This is a genomic window from Novosphingobium sp. BL-S-34, from assembly GCF_056857015.1.
On the sequence record NZ_JBXEPV010000003.1, the window covers coordinates 15,704 to 31,966 of the forward strand.

Here is a 16,263-nt window from a genome sequence, read left to right on the forward strand (position 1 = left end):
TCGGAGTCTTTCTTCCCACTCTACGCTTAGATCGCAGGCGTCGAAGCTTTTTAAGTCAGTCAAAACCTGATGAACGCCGATCGACAGCATCGGCCCGATGCAAGTAATATTGGCGCGCAATCCAATCTATTGGACGGCGTGTTTTTTCGCAACCTATTGCCCAGGATATAGAGTTCCGATCTTTGTCGTGCTGCGTTGAAGCTATTTCGCTTTTTCTCTAGGAACCGATGCCAATCTAGCCTCGTTGCCGTAATCGGATCTGTAGACGGATCAAGTTCGGCGGCATGGCTCTCTCCCAAGTTGCCCTATGCCGAGCGGTGAGAAGGGGGCGTTTCTCGATATCGAGAATATGCCCCCTTCGATCTGATCCTGTTCCGTAAGGACTTTGAGATGTATGGCGTACCGATATTCGAAGATCGCCAGATGATTGGTAAAGAAGCATGGATTGGCCGTCCACTCGAAGGCGTGATTAGGCTTGTCCATAACACCTGATTGGCGGGCATATAATCAGGGCTGTGACTGTCCGCAGGCATGATGGCCGCATCGTCTTCAGAGCTCCATCGCTTATCTCGTCGATGTCCCTTAAAGCGCTTGCAAGTTAGGAACTATGCAAGGCGGCGCTGCCGGAAAACCGATCTTATCTATCGAGGGGTTGGTGACAGCGCCAATGCTCCTGATGCCTAATCAATATCGGCCAGCACACAAGTTCTCGCGGGGGCGGCCTGGCCAACGAACGCACTGCGATTGAGCCGGGACCCTGCCGCTCCTTTGGCGATCAAATCCGGATAACATCTGCGATTGACAGGTTAACGCGCCCTGCCCTTTTGATCGTTGCGGACGTGCGGCACGGCAATAACCGGTGGGTTGCTTGGTGAGTTGCCGCGTCTGCCATCACTTTGATTGCTTGGGAAGCGTCCGCTAAGTTAGCGCTTGAAGTTTGCGAGCGTTGAACGAGTAGAATGCCTTACGTTCTTACTGCTGCGAATATGACAACGGCCGATAGTCTTGAACCGAACGACAAGCCGTGGTCCGCAAGCGGCGAGGAACCAAATGCCATGAAGGCCGGACCTTTGACAGCCCGACCCTCCTTTAGACAACCACATCTGGACTGAGTTTAGCGGCAGACACGGACCTTGTGGTGATGGCGCCATTCCGTCCAACAGCGCCGATCATTTCCGCGATAGCGGTGGCCGCTCCAATGCCGCTGGCGATCATAGCGGCGGTGATCGCGATAGTGATCGCGTCGCTCCTCGTACCGGTGGTGATCGCGAGGGTGTGCGTCTGCCGTCGCTGCCGCGCCGAGGCTACCGGCCACTCCTGCAAGTACCAGCAATAATTTAAAAGTTTTCATAGTCGCCTCCTTATGCGTGAGGCCATGAGACGGTTCGCTGGATGAATTGCCGATGTACGCTGCGACGACCTGTGGCAGGTGCGCTGCAACAAGCGGCGTTGGGCCTCAGTTCGGGGATCGCTTTTACCCGCCTCCCCAAACCATCACCGCGACCGGATCAACTTGACCTCAAGGCGCGCGGCAACGCGTGGGCTAAACTCTAGGCCGAGCTCGCTCGCAGCAACGCGGCCATGGTCCGTTCGGCGTCTCGGGCAGATTTGCGCTCGTGCTGGTAATGCGTCTGCGGCGGCGGGGATTCTGGTCAATAGCTCCGAACGCATGCGACATGATGGTCCCGCGCAATGGCTCGTTTGCGTGAGCGCGGACAAGATCGCGCTGGTCAACAAGCTCATTCGCCAGCTGGCCGATCAGCAGCGTCTGCGCGGAAAGCCGATTTTGGAAATCCGTCGACAGAGGTCGCCTAGGTCGGCCCCATTGCCGCCGCCCTCCACCGAGAGTTCACGAGACAAAACGGCGTAGGAGGCTGAACTGGTAAATGGAGGGAAGGTAGGTTGGATAAGGATTCCTTGGTTTGATCTGAAATCCGGTGGGTAATTCACCTAGCCCTATACCTGCCCAATGAGGCGATCAGCGCCTGGACGCCGATTAATCCAAGGCCACAGACCAGCAACCCCAGATCAGCGCTGCCGGTCGAGTCAATGGCTGCTCCGAAAAGCGGCGGCCCGAACGCTGCGCCCAAGCTGAACAAACCCAGCACTAAACCGTAAGTGGCCCCGTAATTCTCCAACGCGGCATAGCGACTGGTGAAATAGGCTAGCATGTCGACTTCCGCGCCTGCGGCAAGGCCCAGCATAAGCGCGGCAGGAACAGCAGGGCCTTCCATCCAGAGAATGACGCATGCGATGATGGGTGATGTCAGGAACAGGCAGGCCACTCGCGGAGCGTGAAAACGATCGAACAGCCAGCCGACCACCAACCGCGAGACCAACACTGCCATCCCAACGAGGGCCGCCATGCGCGCGGCCTGCGCGGGGGAGGTACCCCGGTCGATCAGCATCGGCACGAGATGGACGATCAGCGCTGCCACGATCACACCCAGCAGAAACCCAACCAGCGCAATGCGGCCAGTGGCAAAGTTGATTTCTATCTTTCCGCGATCGTGCGCTTGCGCCCTAAGGTCGGACGCGGGCTCCTCGCGACCGGTCAACAAGCTGACAGGAATGCCGATGGCCGCCACGATTGCGGCGAGCGCCGTCAGCCCGGCGCGCCAACCATGGGCGGCTATGAACGGGCCGAGCAGCGCAGGGGCGAGCATCGCCGCCGTTCCAGTGCCCATCAGCATCAGTCCCAGAGCCAGACCGCGATGGTGGTCGAACCGCAACGAAACCACGCGAGCCCATATTGCGGGCGTTGTACCACAGCCCGCCAGCGACACGAGCAGCCACAGAGCATACCATGCGGTCAGCGAAGGGCCGGTTTGAGCCAGCGCCAGAAAAGCCAACGGAGTTGCAATATAACTGGCAATGGCGATGGTACGGTTGCCAACGCGATCGGCCAATCTTCCAATGATCGGCGCAGACATGAAGATGCCTAACTGTTGAAACGTCGCCGCGCCGGAAACCTGCGCTCGCGTCCAGCCGAACTCTGCCTGAAGCGGGGTCACAAACAGGCCCAAAGAATAGAAGCCAACGCCCATCATGCCTACGCCAATTGCCAGCGCCGCGCCCAGGATCGTCGGCCACCCGCCTCCAAATTCAGAGTGAGCGGAAAAACGTGTGGTTGTAACTTTTGTCATCCTTTCACGCTGACACAGCTATGCCCGGTGCGCACTCGCCAGAATGAGCGCATTCGCAGGACGGATATCAGCCCGCTCTTGATATATCGGATCGCGTGTAGCCGCCCCCTTCCCGTCGTTCAGCGGTCAATTTTATGGTTCAGGGTTCAGCCTGTACGCTTTCCTCCTCTGCGTGATCGACTAGCCAGATCTCCGGTTTTCGATAAGGTCGGATGGCGGATCACTTCGACCTTTGCGATGCCTGTCCGGTCAAGGGCCGGTTAGCGTAGCTCGTGCCTGCAATATCTCCATGATGCGTGCCGCCGCCATTTGCGCAGAATTCACTATCCCCAGAAGGGCGAAGGTACCGCCGAGCATGAAGATGCAGTAGCTGCGGACGGTGGCGACAAGCGAACTGGTCAGCCGCCCGCAAGAACGGGTATGCGCCAAGGTTTCTGAGTGCGGTCGACTCGGTCTTCCAGCCCATCGCACCGGTGCCGGAAGGCCTGCGCTCCGATCGGCATCACCATTTCGCAGACGTTGAGAATTTATAGATCAATTGTCTTAGAAACAAATTCGGAGGGTAATGAAATTTACCTGGAATTGAAGCTATCTTTTTTAGTAGACAGGTTTATATAAAAAATCCCGGAAGCGTATTGACGTTTATTGGCGCTTTGCGGCTCCTGTTAATCGGCCCTCGATGTGCGCCGTCTATGGCAAGCGTTTGTAGCTGCCACCGGGTTGGAGAACATACTCATGGCCGTCAAAGACGATTATCTTGCACGTGCCGCCGCTGCGCTCGCAGAAGCGGAAATGGCTGGCCTTCAGAACGTGAAGGAAAGATGCTTGCGCTCTGCCGAGGCATGGAACGCGATGGCGACAAGGGGCGAGCATACCTGGTCGCTTCGCTCTAACCGGGAAGCATAGCCTCACGGCCACAGCTCGCATGGCCGAGCTCTTGGTAGCGGATAAGGCTTCGGCACTGTCGGCATGTAATGGCTAAGGGTCAGGTTCGAGGCAACAAGGTAGCGCACAAACCGAAAAAGCCCTTCCTCCCAAACAGGATGCCGCGAAACCTTCCACAAAAGAATTGGCAGTATCTTCAGAACCGAAGCCATAGTGAAGTGGGCTCAGCGGACTGCCTGTATTGGAGGCTTTGATGCATCTGGTGTCCGTTCAAAGACGGGCTTCTGGCTCCTGCTCACGCAGTCTCGACCGGCGCGGCCCCAAGTTTCGTTCACTCGTGTTCTAGCGGAGAAGCGCTTCGTGAAAGGTATTGGGAAAAGTTCAACGGTGCAAGGTACGCTCACTGTCGTCAGAAGCAGTCTCTTCGCCAGTAAATGACCGGGTAATTCCGACAAAAAAAGGATTCTGCGATGAAAATGTCTGGCAAGGAATTTGCGTCAAGCTCGAATGGTGACCGCTGGCTCCTGGCGCGAGACGATATGGACGGCGCAGGCTATGTGATACATGAGGCTAACAAACCCTCAGGCGGGGCTGTCACGCGCATCGAGATTGGTGATTTTCTCAAAAGCTCACCAGCAGCGTCTGAGCATTTGGCTCTGCTCAGTCTGATCGGCGCGGTGGCAGCGCACGGTCCGTCAATCCTCAAAGACGAGCATATCGGCATGAAGATGCTTCGCCGCGCCTCGGAGGATGACGCGGATAAAGCCCTGTTTGGCGCAAAAGTGGCATTGCCCCTGACGACGAGCTACGAAGCGCTCGAGTTCTTTAACTGCATGCTGGATGTGCTGTCGGGTCAGCGAGAGAGCGACGAAGCCGCCGACGCCTTGCGCATGCCGGTGGGTTTTGGCAGCACTCACTGAGTCGCTGCCGGTCCGAGTAGCGGCTCTTCACGAAATTCCAGACCTGACAAGCATGGATTTGCAGACAGCTAATTCGCACATCGGTTTCCGGTTCTGCACGACCTGGCTTTCGCGATTTGGCTGGCGTGACGTGCAAAATCCCATTCAGTTCGAGCCTTCGCTGGATCGGATAGCCGTTATCTCCTGAGAAAGGCTCCAGTCAGGACGCAGCCGAACTGGTAATCGGGATGTCAATGCGGGAGGCGGGGACCTCCTTAAACCGCTTATTGGGAAATCGGTCTTACCCGGCACCCTCCTTCGCGCTCTTTTTCTAACGAGATGAACCGGCCGCCCCAGCTACGGAGATCAGAGCTATAGCGACGTTATACCACCCAACGTAGTCACTGGGGGCCTGGCGTCTGCGATGCATGTGGCAAGGAAGTCCGGGAGGCTTCGGTATCCTACCGTCTCGGCCTGCGCGGGCGAACAGCCGCATAAACTCTCCATGCATGGCCTTGAAGTATTTATCATCTTTCAGCGCCGAAGACAGCAGCCATCCTATCAGTGAATGGTGGCCGAGCCGCCATTATCATCGTCGAGAAAGGCTTCGATCCCCTCCTGCTCAACTGCGCGCTTAAACGCGTTTAAAGCTGTCATGTCGCTATCGAACGGCTCTTCCCAAACGGTGGAAGTGCCAGCTTCATTGACCACCTCCAAGGTCCAGCCCTCGTCCTCCTCAAGTTTGAAGATCACTACTCTGAGAGTAACGCCGTCCTGGATAAAGGTCTGCGAATGCGGGGAATCTATGATGGGAGGGTCAATTTCAAACATGTCCGTCTCCATGGGCGTTCAAGATGGTATACGCCAGCCCGCAGCTCGTTGGTAGGCAAAACGCGAAAGGTCCCCTCGGGGCGGCTGAAATCAAGCACGAACAAGCAGGAGAGTTCATTAGCTCCAGTTCCAACACGCGATGAGGTGGTAGGACACTGATCTTGGTGCGGTGCACTGTGCCTTCATGAGCGTGCCAAGCTGACGCGGCCCTTCGGCTCCGGCGTGGTCGATGGGCACGGCTTCTGAGCGGGCGGTATACCTGAAAATAAACATATTGCTTGGAGACTTATGTCTCGGTGAGGCATAGACGGTTCTGCCTATGGTCCGTGGCCCAGCGGAAGGCTTATAGCGGCCATCCCAATCAACAGTACAGTCCGACAAAAATCCGGAACTTGACCCCGCGGTACATAAGCAATCAGCACCCCCGGCAGAACTCGCGGTAATCCTGCGAACCGGCTGCAGACCTTTCTATACCGCTTAGACCAGCAACCGAAACGGATATAACTTCGCTGCTGATGATCGCCGCGCAGGTTGCGCTGCGCTCCCCAGATGGGCCATGATCGCTTCAGGTGTTCGACCAGGGGCTCTCTAATATGAATCGTTTTCGCGCGATCGCGACCAGCTTGTTCGCTCTGGCGTCTTCTGCTGCCTACGCAGAACAAGGCTACTATCAATATCCGAGCGCTCGCGCGGACGTGCTTGTTTTTGCCAGCGAAGGCGATCTTTGGCGCACCAACCGAAACGGCGGGACTGCCACCCGACTGACGAACCATGTTGCCGAGGAAAGTGACGTTCATATCTCACCGAACGGCACATTGGTAGCTTTCACTGCCAGTTATGACAGTGACCAGGACGTCTATGTCATGCCGATCGGCGGCGGAGCGCCCCGCCGCCTTACGTTTGAGGGAGGTATGCTGCGCACGGTAGGTTGGACGCCCGAGGGCAAGGTTATTTACGCCTCTCGCATCACTGGTGCGGGTCAAGGGGAAATACTCTACACCGTCGATCCAGCTGGCGGAGAAGCCACCCCTATTCCGCTTTGGCGCGCCAACGATGCGACATACGGTCAGGACGGCCAGACCCTGTTCTTTAGCCGCCGGGGCTTGACCGCCCGCGCGCGTGACAATGCCGTTCTCTACAGGGGCGGCGGAATGGAACAACTTTGGCGTTGGCGGACCGGCACGGCTGTGGAGGCAGTCCAGCTGCTGGCGGACTTCGATGCACCAATTCGCTTCCCGATGGCTTATGCTGGCCGGGTTTACTTCATTTCGGACAAGAGCGGCGCCGATGCTGTCTGGTCAGTGAACGAGGATGGCAGCGGTGTAACCAAGCTCTCCGCCGAAATGCCGTTCCCCGTGCTTCAGGCCAGTCTCGATACAGGAGATATCTTTCTACAGAACGGGGCGGACATTCATGTCTTCTCCTTGCGGGACAATAGTCTGCGCAAGCTCTCCATCGACATTGTTACCGATCGCGAACAAACGCGACTGCGTTCGATCGGCGCACCTTTGAGCCAGTTGGAGGGCGCCCGGATATCGCCGTCGGGCGAAAGCGTGGCTGTAACGGCGCGCGGGCGGGTAGCACTGGGTGCGCCCAAACAGTTGCGCCGGGTGGACTTCTCGGTGCCGCTGCAGGCTCGCGCCCGGCAGGCGGTTGCAGGGCCTAAAGGCGAGCGCGTATTCATGGTCCTGGACCAGGGAGAGCGCGGCGACATCTACACCATGCGATCGGACGGTTCAGGAGAACCCGCCGCGATCACGCACGGCTATGACGCCTACATTTGGTCCTTTGCGCTCTCGCCCGATGGGAAGGCGTTAGTCTTGTGGGACAAGCAGGCCCGATTGCAAAAGGTGGATATCGCCACCGGCCGCGTCACCCTGCTTGCTACAAGCGATGCCGGCGATGACGAGCCCTTTCATAACCTCGTCTTTTCGCCAGATTCAACGCACATTGCTTATGCGGAGGTCTCTCGCCGCAACAATGCCAACACCACCGACATTTTCCTGCAAAATATAAATAGCGGTGCGCGCGTGAAGGCGACCTCAGGCAAGTACAACGACTATGCGCCTACCTTCGCTCATGACGGGGCATGGCTCTATTTCCTGTCCGACCGCAATTTCGAACCGACACCGGGCAGCCCTTGGGGCGATCGCAACATGGGTGTGGCATTCCCAAATCGCGGTGAAATCTATGCGCTCCAGCTCGATCCAGCGTCGGAGTTCCCTTTTCGCGAGGACAACGAGCTAAGCCGAAAGCCCGACGAAGAACCCGAAAGCGATGAGGAACCTTCTTCGGACAAGGAAAAAAAAGGGGATAACGGAAAGAAGGACGAGAAACCGAAGGCTGCGCATATCGTAATCGATGGGGTATCGGAACGTCTTTACAAAATTCCGACCGAGCCGGGGATGAGCGAGATGCTGCTCGCTTCCAAGGACTTTTTGTATAGCCTGAAAGATGACAAGCTTGTCTCGATCGCGATCGACAAGAGCGATCCAAAAATTGAGACTTTCGCGGACAAGGTCCAAAGTGCCGATATTTCCGCAGATGGCAAAACTCTCCTGGTGGTCGCAGGGCCCGCGAAGAAACCGGCGCTCATGCTGGTGCCCGCCAAGAGCAAGTTACCTGAAAAGACCGAGCCGGACACCGTTAGGCTGGACGACTGGCGTCTTACGGTTGATCCCGCCTCGGAGTGGAAACAGATGTTCGTCGACGCCTGGCGGCTTCACCGTGACTTTGCCTACGATCCGGCCATGCGCGGTGTCGACTGGATTGCGGTGCGGACGCGGATGGAACCTCTTCTGGCCCGCATCGGGCACCGGGCCGAACTCAATACGATCCTCGGCCAGATGGCCTCACAACTGGGCATCCTGCACAGCCAGGTGCGCCCCGGTGACTTGCCAAAGGATGACGAGAACAGCGCCATGGCTTTTCTGGGCGCGCGTTACACCGCTGTTGCGGGAGGGCTGCGCGTGGACAGTATCTTCCGGGCAGAGGCAGACCTCGTTTCCAGACGTCCTCCGCTCAGCCGGCCAGGCGTCGATGTTCGGGTTGGGGACGTGATTCGCCGTGTCGACGGCCGACCCGTTGCCTCACTTAGCGCTCTCCGGCTCGAACTGGCGTCGAAGGCCGGCCAGGAAGTTCGCCTTGATGTCACACGAGGGACCCGTGCTCTGAGCGCTATCGTCGAGCCGATGACCTTTGATGGCGAAGTAACCGCCAGCTACCAAGACTTCGTTGAAGGTAGGCGCCTTGCTGCGCAGAGACTGTCGGGAGGAAAAATCGGGTATTTGCATCTTCGCGCCATGGGATCGGACGACGTCGCCAGTTTCGCGCGCGACTACTTTGCACAGCTCGACAAGGACGGCCTCATCATCGATGTGCGAAACAACAACGGCGGCAATATCGACAGTCTTATCATCTCGATGTTGATGCGCCGCCCATGGGCATTCTGGGCCAAGCCCGATGGCACCGGCGTTCCAACGACGAACATGCAGAATGCCTATCGTGGCAAAGTCGCCGTTCTTATCGACGAGAGGACCTACTCCGATGGGGAGACTTTCGCCGCCGCGATCAAGTCGCTCGGCATCGCTCCGCTGATCGGCAAGCGCACGGCGGGGGCAGGCATCTGGTTGTCCGATCGCAACCGGCTGAGCGACGATGGGGCAGTCAGAGTGGCCGAGAACGCGCAATATGCAGCCGACGGTACCTGGATTGTGGAGGGACACGGCATAGGCCCGGACGTCGAAGTGGAGAACGGACCGCATGCGACTTTCGAAGGCCGGGATGCCCAACTTGAAGCGGCAGTTTCGCTCCTTCAGCAGGAGATCGCAAAGGACCCTATCCACCCCCTCATACCCAAGCCATTACCGCCATTAGGCGTGCCGGCAAGCGACGTGACCCGGTCGAATTCAGACCTGCGGTAAATGCCGCTGCCGGCGGCGCCTTTTCCGCTGCCGGCAGCACACGTGATGCAGCCCCTGTTTATGCGGACAGGCAAAAGGCGTTTTACAGGGGCTATGAAATAAATTGCGAATGGGCGAATAAAGTATGGTTTTAGCGACCGATGCCGCGGCAGGGTCACACTGTCAGCACGGCAGAAAGGCAGGTGTGAATACCCGTGGCTATTGCCCGCCTGAGCAGTGCACGGTGGCCAATCCTGTGGGACGCCGCTGATATTTTTCTCTTGTGGAACTATTTTTCTCTTGTGGAACTCAGGGGTAATGCCGGGACGGGGGGGATGTCTTTATCGCATGGGCAGCGCTTGCGCCGGATTATTCGCAAATATTGCGGTATTGCTCTTTGGTTTTAGTTCAATTCTGTCGTCCAAAACTAATATAGTTTACTTATAAATCCAGTCGAATTTTCTTTTACCGATATCTCGTCATATCTATTTTATTCAATAACACCTCCGCAAACGCGGCGAACATCCTGAAACGTCCTATGATTGGCGGGCCTGGTGCGCAGGGCGCCTCCTAGTTTACACTTGGCCAAGCCAGCGATGGCGGCGTACCTGCATCGTCAGCTTCATCAAGGCTGGTGAGCCAATTGCAAGTTTGACTGGTCACGCATTTGCATCTTGGGGGATACCTCGCACAAAGCCGGTGTCTTGAAGAGATGACGCTTATCGAACGAGCGTAACCGTCCGATCGGGACCGCCTGCCTGATGGCGCGATAATCTCTTAAGAGACGGTCATAGCGACGTCGCTAACGACGTCTCTTGATCGGGGATTGCAATGAGGGCGGAGATACTGGGTCAGGAACGTCGGCGCCGGTGGACCGATCAGCAGCGGCTGGAGATCATCAGTGCCGTTGGCGTGAATGGCGCGACGCTGGCAGAGGTAGCCCGGCGCCACGATGTAACTCGACAACAGATTTATACGTGGCGACATGATTTGAAGAAGCGCGGGTTCTTGCTAGCCCCACCGGAGCCAGTCTTTCTGCCTGTGGAGATGCCTGCCGCTCGGAGCCCTGAAGTTGCCCACAGCGCTAGCCCAGGCGGGACGTGCATGGTTGAGCTGCGCCTGACGCAAGGCCGGACTTTGCGATTTGGAAGCGACATCGAGGCCATCGCCCTGACCGGGCTCATCCGCTGCGTGGAGGCGGCGTGATCGGGCCGGGAACTGGCGTGCGGGTTTATCTGGCCTGCGGCGTCACTGATATGCGCAAAGGCATCTCTGGCCTTGGTCAGCTGGCCCAGACGGTGCTGCGACAAAAACCGACAAGCGGCGCGGTGTTCGCTTTTCGAGGACGTCGCGGCGACAGGGTGAAGCTCCTGTACTGGGATGGGCAGGGATTTTGCCTGTACTACAAGGTCTTGCAGCGTGGCCGTTTCCTTGGCCCTCTGCGGCGGACGGGACTGCGCGGCTGACCTCGGCGCAGCTCGCGATGCTCTGGGAAGGCATCGACTGGAGGCGCCCAAATTGGGGCGCACCGCCTAGCCATGTGGGCTGATTTTTCTTCCTGAATCTGGCTGTTTTCATGGATATTCCTGCCGCTGGCTGGTAAGCAGGATCATGCTGAGCGCGGCGCAAAACCTTCCCGAAGACCCAGCTTTGCTGAAGGCGATAATCGCCGACTTGCAGGCGGAAAACGCGAAGCTGGCGGCAACGGTCCGTGCACATGATCTGGTGGTTCAGGCCCTGCGTCTGCGCATTGCAAAACTGAAGAAACAGGCCTTCGGTAAATCCTCGGAAAAGATCGAACGCGAGATCGAGCAGCTGGAACTGGCCCTAGAGGACATTCTGGTCGCCGCGGCACAAACCGTCGCTTTGCCGAGTGATGTCGAAGAGGATGAGGCCACTGCGCACGTAGACAGCGCACGGGCCATGGCCCGGCGCCCGCGTGTTGCGCCTGACACCCCGCGCGAGCGAAAAGAACTCGACCCGGGCGCCGCTTGTCCCGATTGCGGGGGCGAGTTACGCCTTGTCGGCGAGGACGTGAGCGAAATCATCGAAATGATTACCGCCAAGCTGAAGGTGATCGAGGTAGCGCGGCCGAAGAAGTCCTGCCGCTGCTGTGAGAAAATGGTGCAGGTGCCGGCTCCGAGCCGCCCGATCCCCGGCAGCATGGCCGGAAGCAGCCTGCTTGCCTACGTGCTCGTCTCAAAGTTCGACGATCACTTGCCGCTGTACCGGCAGAACGAAATCCTTACCCGCATGGGCGCTGACATTCCCCGCAGCACGCTGGCTGACTGGTGCGGCAAGGCGATGCGAACCCTGCAGCCCCTGATCGAGCGTATTGAGGCATCGGTCCTGGCCAGCACCGTCATCCACGCCGATGATACACCGATCCAAGTGCTGGATCACACAAGGCGGGCCCAGGGGCTCGGTAAGGGCGTGAAGCAAGGCAGGATCTGGGGTTATGTCTGCGATCAGCGCCCGTGGAATGGGCCGGCACCGCCGGGTGTGGTCTATCGCTTTGCCTCCAACTGGAAGGCGGAGCACGTGCAAAACCACCTTTGCAAAGCGAGCGGCATTCTCCAGGCCGACGCCTACAAGGGATATGCGAAGCTCTATGAGCCCGGCGCAGACGGCGAACCGCGCTTCCGGGAAGCTGCCTGCTTCGCCCATTGGCGGCGTGACTTCCACGACATCTGGAAAGCGAACAAATCCCCGATAGCGCGAGAAGCCCTCGATCGCGTCGGCCAGTTGTACGACATCGAGCGTGAAATCGCCGGGAAGCCTGCCGATGTTCGGCGTGCCGTGCGCCAAGAGCATAGCAAACCCAAACTCGAGGCATTGCGCGCCTGGGCCGAGCAGCAACTCACCCGCATCCCCGTCAAGGGCGACCTGGCCAGCGCCATTCGTTATGGCTTGGGTCGCTGGCACGCCTTCTCACTGTTCATCGAAGACGGGCGTGTCGCCATTGATAACAATGCCGCTGAGCGAGCCGTGAGACCTATCGGTCTTGGAAGACGCAACTGGCTCTTCGCGGGCTCCGAAGCAGGCGCTGAAACCCTGGCACGGGCCATGACGCTTATTGAAAGTGCCAAGATGAGCGGACTCGATCCGCAGGCTTATCTCGCCGACGTGCTCGGCCGTATCCATGATCATAAGATCAACCGGATCGAGGAATTGCTGCCTTGGCACTGGGTGCCCTTGGTGACGTTGGCGGAGGTAGCCTGATGGCCACGATCACCCATATGCACACACTGGCCTATGCTGCCGAAATGCTCGGCGAGGACGTGGAGCTGTTGCAAGCCATCATCTGGAGCGGCGACAATCTGACATACGGAGCGATCATCAGCGTTTACACTGGCCCGGATGAGACCATTACGGCGCTCACCGACCATGGCGTCGACGAATTGTCAGATATGCTTCGAGAAGCGCGCCGCACCACCCAGACCTGGCACTGCTTCCTCGATGACTTCGTTGACGATCCCGAACTCGCCACTCGCTTCAAGGCCCAACCACCGCGGTAACAATCGGACGGTTACGAACGAGCAATCTTTGTTTGTAATAATCCGCTTGGGCGTAAGCGGGTTGGTTGGACTGGATCACAGCCCATTCAGCCGGCGTCAAAGGGAGGCGGGGGTAGAGCGCCCCGTAATAGCGGGCAAGGTCGCCGCTGAATGGGTAATCTGAGGCTGGCACGAAATGAGAGAGGCCGATCCGGCGCATCACGGTAGCCATGGCCACCAGGTTGGCGTCAGAGGTGTCGGCCCCCCAAACTTCGGCGAGATCGAATGTCAGATGCTCGGCGAGCAAGGGTTGCGTCTCGAGCGCCTTGGCGAAGGCAGCAAGGGCAGAAAGGGTCTGCGGGTCCGTCCCCCCCCACCCCGCAGCGTGAGCGATCTGCACTGGGGTATTGCCGGCCGCCGGCAGAACCACACGTACAAACGATTCTACGTCCCTTGCCCCGTAATCCGGTGCCCGGGTTCGCATGTGGATCGTGATCGCGAGGTGGGAGCGAGCAGCAGCACGCAATACCTTCGCTAGTTTGTGGGCCTGGGCGGGATCGCGCAAATCCACGCCTGAGTTGGTGAGATGGATCTTCACTCCTGTCACATTGGGGTCTGCGCCCCAATACGCGATCTCCGACAAGGCAGTGTCGGTCATCGGGTTCACGCCGATATAGACGCCGAAGCGCCCCGGATACTTTCGGGCTTCGGCCACAGTCCATGCATTCGCCGCGTGCAAGATATTGGCGTGATCCGGATTCTCCGGCACCATCATCGGGCTTTCCGCAAGGTAAGCCGTGGACATGATAAGACCCCGCCGAATTCCGGCTTTGTCCATCTGCGCGATGAGTTCGGCCATTCCATAGGCCCGGGTAAACGCTTCAGGGCACTTGCCAATCCTGCCGGGACTGGAGCAGTAGCCCGGCAGGAACGCGAGGATCGCGGGAGAATGAACATGAAGGTGATGGTCCACTGCCACCGACACCTGCGATCCGGCTGCAGCAACAGTGGGGGCCGAAGCGGGCGGCGTCGACCGCGCGCGGGCAAAGCCGGGGTCCACTGCCGGCAGCACTGAGGCGGCCAGGAGGATCACGGCGATCAGGCGCCCGCTTCGCATCCTACTGCCCTTCCGAAAGCAGTGTACGCTTCCAAAATTCCACGCTGGCCTGGAAGTAATATTCCTCGTTTTCCTTCTTGTGGAACCCGTGCCCTTCGTTGGTGGCATTTAGGTACCAGGTGGGATTACCTGCCGCCCGCAGAGCCTTGGCAATCTGCTGGCCTTCGGAGGCGGGAACGCGCGGATCGTTGCCGCCCGTCGCAATGAACAGCGGGATGTGGATTTTCGAGATGCTGGTGAGCGGCGAGATCTCCATTAGCTTGGTACGCTGCTTGGGATCGCGCTCGTCCCCATATTCCGGTCGACGCAAGTCACGCCGATAGCTCTGGGTGTTCTCAAGGAACGTCACGAAGTTTGATATTCCGACATAGCAGCTCGCACTTTTCAGCTTGTCGGAGAAGTGTGTCGAGGAGGCATAGCACATGTATCCGCCATAGCTGACGCCTGTCACTGAGAAGCGGCCGGCATCGAGCGTGCCGTCTTTTGCGAAGTGATCGAGGAAGGCTCCGACGTCCTTGACCGAATCCTCCCGCTTGAAGGGACCATTGTCGAGATTAACGAAACGCTTGCCGAAGCCCGAGGAGCCCCGAACATTAGGAAAGAACAGTGCGATGCCCAGTTCGTTCAGGTAATAGTTTTCCGCTCCAAGGAAATCAGGGCGGGTCTGCCCTTCGGGCCCCCCATGGATGTCGAGCAGTAGCGGGCGCTTGCCGGGGAATTTGGCTTGATCGGGACGGTAAAGGAAGCCGGTCACGGTCTCGCCGTCGAAGCTCTTGATGGTGACGAGTTCGGGCTCTACATTTTTTGCTGCGTCAAGCCCGCCTGTCTCGCTTGCGGTCCAGCGGGTAACCGCCAATGTCTTGGGGTCGACTGAAAAGGCATCGCCCGGGACTTTGGCGGAGGACAGGCTGAAGCCAATGGGTCCCCAAGGCGCGATCTGAATGGCAGGGCCGATCGCCCAGGGGATGACCCCCGTCGGCAGCCCTGTGACCTTTCGGATTGTGCCGCCGGGCATGTCCATCACATGAAGTACGCTTACGCCCGCCTCGTTTGTCGCATAGGCGATAAAGCTACCATCTCCGGCCAGCGCGTAGTCGCTGACGTCCCACTTTTCCCGGGTAATCGGCGTGAATTTGCCGCTCTTGGAATCGAGCTTGCCGAGCTGCGTGAAATCGCTTCCGCCAGCATCGCTCAGCACCCAGATGGTGCCGTCAGCGGCGTATTGCGGGTCGATAAACGAGGCTTCTGCCTTGGCATCGGTCAGCGCGTTGAGCTTGCCCGAGGCAAGCTCCACTTTGTAGACCACGGATTTGTTGATCGACAGGCGATTGACGGCCAGCGCGGTTCTGCCGTCGGGCGCAAAAGCGGCAAAGGTGAAGCCACCGCCGCTAACCTGCGCAACGAGGCGGTCGCTCTTCGGCTCCCGCGGATCGATGACATAGAGGTCCATGTCGGTACCGTTGCGGCGTGTGGAGGTGTAGCCCATCGTTTTGCCATCCGCGCTCCAGGCACCGAGCCAGTTCCGGCTCTTCCCATCAGTTATGCGCTCGAGCCGCCCATCCGCGAGACGATAAAGCTGATAGAATTCATCCCCTCCGCTATCCTGCATGACCACCGTGAGGTGGTCCTTCGCAGGCGACATCGAGGAGGCCAACACTGGTTCCTTGCCGAAGCTGATCTGGGTCCGCGCGCCGCCCGGCGCCTTCACGACGTGAAGCTGGTTAGTCGCACCGAATCGAGTCTTGACCAGCATAGAGCGGTCGGTGGTATTCCAACCGAGGAAATCGGCACGGCGGGATTCCAGGTAGGGGCGGGTCGCAGAGACCACAGAATCGGGAATTGCGGGAACGTCCTCGATGTCTATAGCGGCCGGCTTTTCGGCATCGGCGTAGGCGGGGGTGCCAACCAGGGCCAGCAGCGCCAATGCGCAAGCGGAACCTGCGGAAAGGCGATGGAGCGCGGCAGGTGATTTCATCAGGCGGTCCT

General features: G+C 58.7%; 9 protein-coding genes and 1 pseudogene. 6 read left to right on the plus strand and 4 right to left on the minus strand.

The window, feature by feature from the left end; all coding sequences use genetic code 11:
• Window positions 1–1,946 precede the first annotated feature (1,946 nt).
• A complete protein-coding gene (locus AC1VV3_RS22955; RefSeq protein ID WP_482963388.1) occupies window positions 1,947–3,146 on the minus strand; it encodes an MFS transporter in 1,200 nt (399 codons plus the stop codon).
• 1,355 nt (window positions 3,147–4,501) lie between these two features.
• On the opposite strand from AC1VV3_RS22955, the gene AC1VV3_RS22960 reads away from it, so the two are divergent.
• Window positions 4,502–4,951, plus strand: a complete 450-nt coding sequence (locus AC1VV3_RS22960; RefSeq protein ID WP_482963389.1) for a hypothetical protein — start codon at window positions 4,502–4,504, stop codon at window positions 4,949–4,951.
• Window positions 4,952–5,491: 540 nt separating this feature from the next.
• Here AC1VV3_RS22960 and AC1VV3_RS22965 read toward each other — a convergent pair.
• Complete coding sequence (locus AC1VV3_RS22965) at window positions 5,492–5,761, minus strand: hypothetical protein (protein ID WP_465128296.1); 270 nt, start codon at window positions 5,759–5,761, stop codon at window positions 5,492–5,494.
• Window positions 5,762–6,354: 593 nt separating this feature from the next.
• On the opposite strand from AC1VV3_RS22965, the gene AC1VV3_RS22970 reads away from it, so the two are divergent.
• From AC1VV3_RS22970 to AC1VV3_RS22990, 5 genes and pseudogenes are all read left to right on the plus strand, one after another.
• Window positions 6,355–9,684, plus strand: coding sequence for a S41 family peptidase (locus tag AC1VV3_RS22970; protein ID WP_482963390.1), 3,330 nt, complete (start codon window positions 6,355–6,357; stop codon window positions 9,682–9,684).
• A gap of 810 nt (window positions 9,685–10,494) precedes the next feature.
• On the plus strand, window positions 10,495–10,869 hold the full coding sequence (gene tnpA / locus AC1VV3_RS22975; protein ID WP_482963391.1) for an IS66-like element accessory protein TnpA: 375 nt from the start codon (window positions 10,495–10,497) through the stop codon (window positions 10,867–10,869).
• A pseudogene (tnpB, locus tag AC1VV3_RS22980) lies at window positions 10,866–11,212 on the plus strand (IS66 family insertion sequence element accessory protein TnpB). Before tnpA ends, tnpB begins: the two are co-directional and overlap by 4 nt.
• Before the next feature lie 62 nt (window positions 11,213–11,274).
• Window positions 11,275–12,885: an IS66 family transposase gene (tnpC, locus tag AC1VV3_RS22985; RefSeq protein ID WP_482963392.1), complete on the plus strand. Its 1,611-nt coding sequence runs from the start codon at window positions 11,275–11,277 to the stop codon at window positions 12,883–12,885.
• Window positions 12,885–13,181, plus strand: coding sequence for a hypothetical protein (locus tag AC1VV3_RS22990; protein WP_482963393.1), 297 nt, complete (start codon window positions 12,885–12,887; stop codon window positions 13,179–13,181). The genes tnpC and AC1VV3_RS22990 overlap by 1 nt, the downstream gene beginning before the upstream one ends.
• Here the strand turns inward: AC1VV3_RS22990 and AC1VV3_RS22995 are convergent.
• Both AC1VV3_RS22995 and AC1VV3_RS23000 read right to left on the minus strand, forming a co-directional pair.
• Complete coding sequence (locus AC1VV3_RS22995; RefSeq protein ID WP_482963394.1) at window positions 13,159–14,277, minus strand: amidohydrolase family protein; 1,119 nt, start codon at window positions 14,275–14,277, stop codon at window positions 13,159–13,161. The genes AC1VV3_RS22990 and AC1VV3_RS22995 overlap by 23 nt on opposite strands.
• Before the next feature lies 1 nt (window position 14,278).
• Complete coding sequence (locus AC1VV3_RS23000) at window positions 14,279–16,252, minus strand: S9 family peptidase (RefSeq protein ID WP_482963395.1); 1,974 nt, start codon at window positions 16,250–16,252, stop codon at window positions 14,279–14,281.
• Between the last annotated feature and the right edge of the window lie 11 nt (window positions 16,253–16,263).